This is a genomic window from Escherichia sp. AM3, from assembly GCF_032029835.1.
GTDB classification, from domain to species: domain Bacteria; phylum Pseudomonadota; class Gammaproteobacteria; order Enterobacterales; family Enterobacteriaceae; genus Escherichia; species Escherichia coli.
In genome coordinates this window covers 1-1,283 of sequence record NZ_JAVUPQ010000317.1, presented here as the reverse complement: position 1 = coordinate 1,283, position 1,283 = coordinate 1, and the positions used below count along the sequence as shown (strand labels likewise).

Annotated in this window: 1 pseudogene; it reads left to right on the top strand. The window is 54.5% G+C overall.

What is annotated here, in order from left to right:
- A pseudogene (locus tag RTW80_RS25460) lies at positions 1-1,283 on the top strand (DNA primase); the annotation flags it as partial.

The following is a 1,283-nucleotide window of genomic DNA, read 5'->3' as shown; positions in this document are numbered from 1 at the left end:
TATTCCGGTCACCGGGGGGAAAGATGCCCGCATCCTGATAGATTCGGAGAAAACCGGTAACTGGTTTGCGCTGGGCACACCGCGCAACGGTCAGCCGGTACTGTTTGCCGAGGGCTATGCCACTGCGGCCTCCCTGCACGAAGCCACGGGCCTTCCGGTACTGATGACGGTGGATGGAGGCAACATGATTGCCGTTGCCGAAAATGCCCGGCAAAAGTGGACGCAAAGCCCCTTTATCTTCTGTGCCGACAACGATCATGCAATCCGGGTTAACAAAGGTATCGTCAGTGCAACAAAAGCCGCAGAACTGACAGGAGGATCGGTCATCTTTCCTGCGTTCACCGATGCCGAAAAAGCGCAGGGGCTGACCGATTTCAATGACCTGGACGCAAGCCGGGGACGGGCCGCTTTTCAACCTGTCATCAACGCCCAGTTAGAACACATCGGGGTTTCCACCCCCAACAGTAACACCCCGGAAATGCGCGAGGCACTGGTGATAGGCAACCTCGTTTTTACACCGGTCCACACTGAGGAAAAAACCATGACTCCGACAGAATATCCTGAAACATCACCCGATACAGGGCACAGCCATGACCAGGGACCTTCTCTGCCGTCCGCCACGCAGCAGGAACAACCAGCTGCTTCCAGCAGTAACATTGCTGATGAAACACAGTCATTTACCAGTCACGCCACTGAAAATAACGGCAAAGATGAGCGGCACGCTGATAACGTTCAGGCGCAAACGGAAAGCTCTGTAGTTCAGGCCCCCCCTGCAGAATCACCGGCGTCCCCGGAAAGTACAACGGCGTCTGCCCCTGATGAACCCGCTCATCCGGCGGAACCTCCGGAAAAAGTTGTCTCGGTGGCCACAGATAAAGACTGGCGTGAATTTGAAGCCGAACTGTCACAACCGGAAAAAAACGAGTCACAACAGGAATCCGGCACTTCACCTGAAATACCGGCCCCTGCTGCCACCCCCGCATCCCCTGAAGACAGTCCCTCATCTGAAACCATGAATGAATCAGCCGAGCCATCACCTTCCCCTGATGCAGTCAAAGAGGAAATGACCGTGATGACGGAGCCTGATGACAAACAAAGCACCGGAATATCCCCGGATACTCCCCGGGAAGAGGCGGTCAACCATGTAACTGAAGACATTCCCCTTCAGCCAGAGCCATTCCTTCCTGAGTCAGATGGCCCCGAAGAATACGAAAACTACAGCGCATATCAGGAGCTGATGAACAATGAAAATCCTGAGCATCTGCAGGAAAACAGTGATATGC